Annotated in this window: 5 protein-coding genes; all 5 read left to right on the top strand. The window is 69.4% G+C overall.

What is annotated here, in order from left to right; genetic code table 11:
• Positions 1-333, top strand: a 333-nt coding sequence (locus tag FFS27_RS26235; RefSeq protein ID WP_137952302.1) for an RNA polymerase sigma factor, incomplete at its 5' end; no start/stop codon positions are given.
• Positions 334-397: 64 nt separating this feature from the next.
• The gene (locus tag FFS27_RS26240) at positions 398-1,384 is read left to right on the top strand and encodes a FecR family protein (protein ID WP_023100886.1); all 987 of its coding nucleotides are present in this window, start codon (positions 398-400) and stop codon (positions 1,382-1,384) included.
• 209 nt (positions 1,385-1,593) lie between these two features.
• The gene (hasR, locus tag FFS27_RS26245) at positions 1,594-4,269 is read left to right on the top strand and encodes a heme uptake receptor HasR (protein ID WP_023100887.1); all 2,676 of its coding nucleotides are present in this window, start codon (positions 1,594-1,596) and stop codon (positions 4,267-4,269) included.
• An 85-nt stretch (positions 4,270-4,354) separates the two neighbouring features.
• Complete coding sequence (gene hasA / locus FFS27_RS26250; protein ID WP_003091842.1) at positions 4,355-4,972, top strand: heme acquisition protein HasA; 618 nt, start codon at positions 4,355-4,357, stop codon at positions 4,970-4,972.
• A 217-nt stretch (positions 4,973-5,189) separates the two neighbouring features.
• The coding region (locus tag FFS27_RS26255; RefSeq protein WP_137952303.1) for a type I secretion system permease/ATPase at positions 5,190-6,543 on the top strand (1,354 nt) is incomplete at its 3' end.

Below are 6,543 nucleotides of genomic sequence, written 5' to 3' on the forward strand. Positions count from 1 at the left end.
CTCTACCGCACCGCGCACAACCTCACCATCGACCATTACCGGCAGGAACGGCGGCGCCGCACCGAGACCCGCCCCAACGACGACCTCGCCGGGTTCGTCGCCGACCAGCCCGGCCCCGAGGAGTCCGCGGTGGATGCCGATGCGCTTGCCCGCCTGCGCGAGATAGTCGCCGAACTGCCGCCGCGCACCCGTGAGATCTTCCGCCTCAACCGTCTGGAGGGGCTGACCCATGCCGAGGTGGCGAGACGCCTGGAAATCTCCGATAGCTCGGTGCAGAAGCACCTGGCCCGCGCCCTGGCCCATGTGATGCAGGCACTCGAGGATTCCCGCTGAATGGATTACCGAGTCTTGCCGGTTCGCGCGTCTGAACCTCTATAACGACCAACGAGAGCCGCACGTGAACAGCCCCCAGGAACAACAGCAGATCCGCCAGCAGGCCGCCGAATGGGCGATCCGCCTGGACGGCGGCGACCTCGACCGGTCCCGGCGCGAAGCGCTGGACGGCTGGCTGGCGGCCGACCCCCGGCACCCGGCCGCGCTGGCGCTGGCGCAACGGACCTGGAAACAGCTGGGATTGCTGGCCGAACCGCGGACGATGGTTCAGACGCCGGTCGCCAGCGCGCCGCGCCGCGCCGGGGGGCGGCGCAAGGGCTGGCGCGGCTGGGCCGCGGCGGCGGCGGTGCTGCTGGCCCTGGGCAGCGCCTGGAACGAACGCGACGCCGGCGTGAGCTGGCTGGCCGACCACGCCACCGGCAAGGGCGAGGTGCGCATCCTGCGGCTGGTGGATGGCAGCGAGGTCGAGCTGGACGCACAGAGCGCCATCGATGTCGCCTACGACAGCCGCGAGCGACGGGTGCGCCTGCTCGAAGGCAGCGCGATCTTCCGCGCCGCCCCACGCGCGGGCCGGGAGACCCGGCCCTTCGTGGTGGAAAGCGCCGGCGGCAGCACTCGCGCGCTGGGCACTCGGTTCCTGGTCAGCCGCAACGACGACGGCAGCGTCCAGGTCGGGGTGCTCGAACACCGCGTCGCGGTGGCCCTGGCGCATCCGCGCACGGGGACCGTCGGACGCCGCGAGCTGGGCGAGGGCGAGAGCCTGCGCTACAGCGCGGAGGGCGGCGTCGAGGCGCCGCTGGGCGGTCGCCTCGACGACCTGACCAGTTGGCGGCGCGGCCTGCTGGTCTTCGACGAGCAGCCGCTGGGCGAGGTGGTGGCGCGCCTCAATCGCTACCGGCCGGGGCATTTGCTGGTGGCTCCCGGTGCGTTGGCGCAGCGGCGGGTCAGCGGGGTATTCCGGGTCGCCGACCTGGAGGCCTCGTTGCAGTCGATCAGCGATGAGCTGGGCGTGCGCAGCCTGGGCCTGGCGGGAGTGACGCTGCTGTACTGAGCGGCGCGATCGCTTCCGAGAGCCTCGACCACGGGCCGGGCAGTCGCCCCGCGCGCTTGTTCCGGCAGGGGCCGGGAAGCGCATTTTCGAGCCGTGGATCCCGCCGGCGAAAAATTTTCTCGATTTCCGTTACTGACTTTCCCTGCCTCCATCGTTCTCTTAACGAGACTGATTCTTATTACACAAAACGATGGAGTGTAGGCGCTGTCATGAAACATCGTGGATGGAGTGCCGTGCGAGGCGGTCGCAAGGGGGCGCAACTGGCCCTGGGGCTGGGCCTGGTCCTGCTGGGAACGGCCGCGCTACCGCTGCATGCGCAAGACGGGGCGGACTCGGTGAGCCAGCAGCAGACCGCGTTGCGCCGGGTCCGGCTGGACATCCCGGCACAACCGCTGAACCGCGCCCTGCTGCGATTCGCCGAGCAGGCCGGGGTCCAGGTGTTCTTCGACAGCCAGCGTTTCGCCGGTCTCGGCAGCGCGGCGGTGCACGGCGAATATGTGCTGGCCGACGGCCTGAGCCAGATGCTCCAGGGCAGCCCGGTGGAATACCGCTTCTCCGGCAAGGACCAATTGAGCCTGATCCGCGTCAGCCAGGACGACCTGGTGCAGATGTCGCCCTCGGTGATCTCCGCCGCGCGTCCGGACGACTGGGTCTACCAGACGCCGCATTCGGTCAGCGTGATCGGCCGCGAGCAGATCGAGCGCAACCCGCCGCGGCATGCCGCCGACATGCTCGAGGAAACCCCCGGGGTGTACTCCTCGGTGAGCCAGCAGGACCCCGGCCTGTCGGTGAACATCCGTGGCATCCAGGACTACGGGCGGGTCAACATGTCGGTCGACGGCATGCGCCAGAACTACCAGCAGAGCGGCCACCAGCAGCGCAACGGGACGCTCTACGTCGATCCCGAGCTGCTCAGCGAGGTGGTCATCGACAAGGGCGCCAGCTCGGCCATGGGCGGCGCCGGGGTGATCGGCGGGATCGCCAACTTCCGCACCCTGGAGGCCCGCGACCTGGTCAAGCCGGGCAAGCAGGTCGGTGGCCGGGTGCGCCTCACCAGCGGCCTGGGCGGCGACGCCAACGGCACCCACTTCATCGGCAGCGCGGCCTTCGCCATCGGCACCGAGGCCTGGGACATGCTGGTCGCCGCCAGCGAGCGCCACCTGGGCGACTACGACCCGGGGACCAAGGGCAGCATCGGCGAGCTGCGCACCGGCGCCTGGTTCAATCCCGAGGCCGGGCAGCGGGTCAAGCATTCGCCGGTGGCCTACTCCGGCTACGTGATGCGCTCGCGACTGGCCAAGCTTGGCGTCGCCCTGCCGCAGGACCAGCGCCTGCAGTTCAGCTACCTGACCACCCAGGTGTCCTACGACGACGCCAACATGCTCAACACCGAGAACCAGGCGCTCTGGGAAAAGCTCGGCAGCAGCGACGTGCGTGCGCAGAACTTCGCCATCGACTACGGCTACGCGCCGGACAACCCGTTGGTGGACTTCAAGGCCAAGCTCTACTACGTCGACAACCGCAACCGCCAGCAGACCCTGCAACGCGGTATCACCCCCGGCTACTCGATCACCTACCAGACCGACACCTACGGCGCGCAGGCGCAGAACACCTCGACCTTCGCTCTCGACGATCTCTCCACGCTGCGCGCCAACTATGGCCTGGAGTTCTTCTACGACAAGGTGCGGCCGGACTCCAGCCAGCCGCGGGCGAGCACCTCGGCGGTCGGCTTCCCTGCGGCCGAAGGCATGACCCCCAAGGGCGACCGCGCCCTCGGTAGCCTGTTCGCCCGTCTCGACTACGACTACGACGACTGGCTCAACCTCAACGCCGGGCTGCGTTACGACCGCTACCGCCTGCGCGGCGACACCGGCTTCAACGCGCGCACCTTCATCCTTGGCACCACCCGGCAGACCGACATGCCGCTGCAATACGCCGTCGACCGCGAGGAGGGGCGCTTCTCGCCGACCTTCGGCCTGTCGGTCAAGCCCGGTGTCGACTGGTTGCAGCTGTTCGCCACCTACGGCAAGGGCTGGCGCCCGCCGGCGGTGACCGAGAGCCTGATCACCGGCCGCCCCCACGGCGGCGGCGCGGAAAACATGTACCCCAACCCGTTCCTCAGTCCGGAGCGCTCGAAGGCCTGGGAAGTCGGCTTCAACGTGCTGAAGGAGAACCTCTGGTTCAGCGACGACCGCCTGGGCCTGAAGGTCGCCTACTTCGACACCCGGGTCGACGACTTCATCTTCATGGGCATGGGCATGCAGCCGCCGGGCTACGGCATGGCCGGGATCGGCAACAGCGCCTACGTCAACAACCTCGACAGCACGCGCTTCCGTGGCGTCGAGTACCAGCTCGACTACGATGCCGGGCTGGCCTACGGGCAGCTCTCCTACACGCACATGATCGGCAGCAACGACTTCTGTTCGAAGACCGCCTGGCTCGGCGGCGTCACCCAAACGGTGAAGGGCAGCGGTCGCCGCCCGCCGGTGATCGACATGCGGCCGGACGAGCAGGCCAACGCCGCCACCCATTGCAGCGCGGTGCTCGGCTCCGCCGAACACATGCCGATGGACCGCGGCTCGCTGACCCTGGGCATGCGCTTCTTCGACCGCAGGCTGGACGTCGGCGCCCGTGCCCGCTACAGCGAAGGCTACTCGGTGGCTGGCGGCGCCACGGTGTCGCAGGCCGGCGTGTACCCGGCGGACTGGAAGGAATACACCGTCTACGACCTGTACGGCAGCTACCGGGTGAGCGATGAACTGACCCTGCGCCTGGCCATGGAGAACGTCACCGACCGCGCCTACCTGGTGCCGCTGGGCGACGTGCTGGCCTTCACCCTCGGTCGCGGGCGGACCCTGCAAGGCACCCTCGAATACCAGTTCTGACCCCCGTTTTGCCCAGTGAAGGGCAAAACCGGAGCGGGCATCCGTGCGCTCCGGCATTCACCACTCGTTGAATTGGAGTTTTGGCATGAGCATTTCGATTTCCTACAGCACCACCTACAGCGGCTGGACCGTAGCGGATTACCTGGCGGACTGGTCGGCCTACTTCGGCGACGTCAACCATCGTCCGGGCCAGGTGGTGGACGGCAGCAATACCGGCGGCTTCAACCCCGGTCCGTTCGACGGCAGCCAGTACGCGCTGAAGAGCACCGCCAGCGACGCGGCCTTCATCGCCGGCGGCGACCTCCACTACACCCTGTTCAGCAACCCCAGCCACACCCTGTGGGGCAAGCTGGACAGCATCGCCCTCGGCGACACCCTGACCGGCGGCGCCTCCAGCGGTGGCTACGCCCTGGACAGCCAGGAGGTGAGCTTCAGCAACCTGGGCCTGGATTCGCCGATCGCCCAGGGCCGCGACGGCACCGTGCACAAGGTGGTCTACGGCCTGATGAGCGGTGACAGCAGCGCCCTGCAGGGGCAGATCGACGCGCTGCTGAAAGCGGTCGACCCGAGCCTGTCGATCAACTCCACCTTCGACCAGTTGGCCGCGGCCGGCGTCGCCCATGCCACCCCGGCTGCGGCAGCGGCGGAAATCGGCGTGGTCGGCGTGCAGGAACTGCCGCACGACCTGGCCCTGGCGGCCTGAGCAACTGTCCACGATAGCGTTCGTGGACTGCTTGCGCTAAAGGCCGGAGAGGAGTTGGCGCTCCTCTCCGGCGCACGAACCGCCGTCGCTGCGCCTCGCACCCGTGGCGACGGCGGCCCCCGGATTGTTCCTCCGCCGGCCGTGCCCGGCAAGCGGAGACTGCCGCAATGTCCTCCGGGCCCGCTCGCGGCCCGGACACCCACAGGACCCGACTCCGATGAAGCTCCGGCCGGCCTCGCCGCGCAATGAAATCCTCGCCACCCTCGGCCGCTTCCGCCCGGCGCTGCGCAGCGTCGCGCTGTTCACCGCGGTGATCAACCTGCTGATGCTGGCGCCGTCGCTGTACATGCTGCAGGTCTACGACCGGGTGCTCGGCTCCGGCAACCACATGACCCTGCTGATGCTGACCCTCATGGTGCTCGGCCTCTACCTGCTGCTCGGCGCCCTGGAGTGGGTGCGCAGCCTGGTGGTGATCCGCCTCGGCGGCCAGCTCGACATGCAACTCAACCAGCGCATCTACGACGCCTCGTTCCGCGCCAGCCTGGAGCGCGGCGAGCAGGCCGCCGGGCAGGCGCTGAACGACCTGACCAGCCTGCGCCAGTTCCTCACCGGCAACGCCCTGTTCGCCTTCTTCGACGCGCCCTGGTTCCCGCTCTACCTGCTGGTGATCTTCCTCTTCAGCCCCTGGCTCGGCCTGCTCGCCCTGGTTGGGGCGCTGTTGCTGGTGCTGCTCGCCTGGGTCAACGAAAGCCGCTCGCGCGAACCGCTGGCCGAGGCCGGGCAACTGTCGATCCTCGCCACCCAGCAGGCCTCGGCCAACCTGCGCCAGGCGGAAACCCTGGCGGCAATGGGCATGTTGCCGGCCATGCGTGCGCGCTGGTTCGCCCAGCACCAGGCCTTCCTTGCCCGGCAGAACCTCGGCAGCGAGCGCAGTGCGGCGATCGGCGCGACCTCCAAGGGCGTACGCCTGGCCTTGCAGTCGCTGGTGCTCGGCCTCGGCGCCTGGCTGGCGGTGGAAGGCCTGATCACCCCGGGGATGATGATCGCCGGCTCGATCCTGATGGGCCGCGTGCTCAGCCCCATCGACCAGTTGATCGCGGTCTGGCGCCAGTGGAGCGGCGCGCGGCAGGCCTACCAGCGGCTGGCGCGGCTGCTCGAGGAGAATCCGCCGGCTGCCCTGGGCATGCCGCTGCCGGCGCCGCGCGGCGCGTTGCGCGTCGAGCGGCTCTGCGCGGCCGCGCCGGGACGCGAGCAGGCATTGTTGCAGGACCTCGGTTTCGCCCTGGAGCCTGGCGAAGCGCTCGGCGTGATCGGGCCGTCCGGTTCCGGCAAGTCGACCCTGGCGCGCTTGCTGGTGGGCGCCTGGCAGCCGCTGTCCGGCGCGGTGCGCTTGGACGGCGCCGACCTGCGGCAGTGGAGCGCGGCGGCACTGGGGCCGCACATCGGCTACCTGGCCCAGGACGTGCAACTGTTCGCCGGCAGCATCGCCGAGAACATCGCGCGCTTCGCCGAGGTGGATGCCGAGAAGGTGGTGGCGGCAGCGCGCCTGGCCGGCGTACACGACCTGGTGC

It is taken from the genome of Pseudomonas sp. 2VD (genome assembly GCF_005503585.1).
Classification (GTDB): domain Bacteria; phylum Pseudomonadota; class Gammaproteobacteria; order Pseudomonadales; family Pseudomonadaceae; genus Pseudomonas; species Pseudomonas aeruginosa.

Bases quoted from the DNA above. Each gene is read 5' to 3' on its own strand.
- hasR (WP_023100887.1), top strand. From the start codon at position 1,594: ATGAAACATCGTGGATGGAGTGCCGTGCGAGGCGGTCGCAAGGGGGCG.
- hasA (WP_003091842.1), top strand. From the start codon at position 4,355: ATGAGCATTTCGATTTCCTACAGCACCACCTACAGCGGCTGGACCGTA.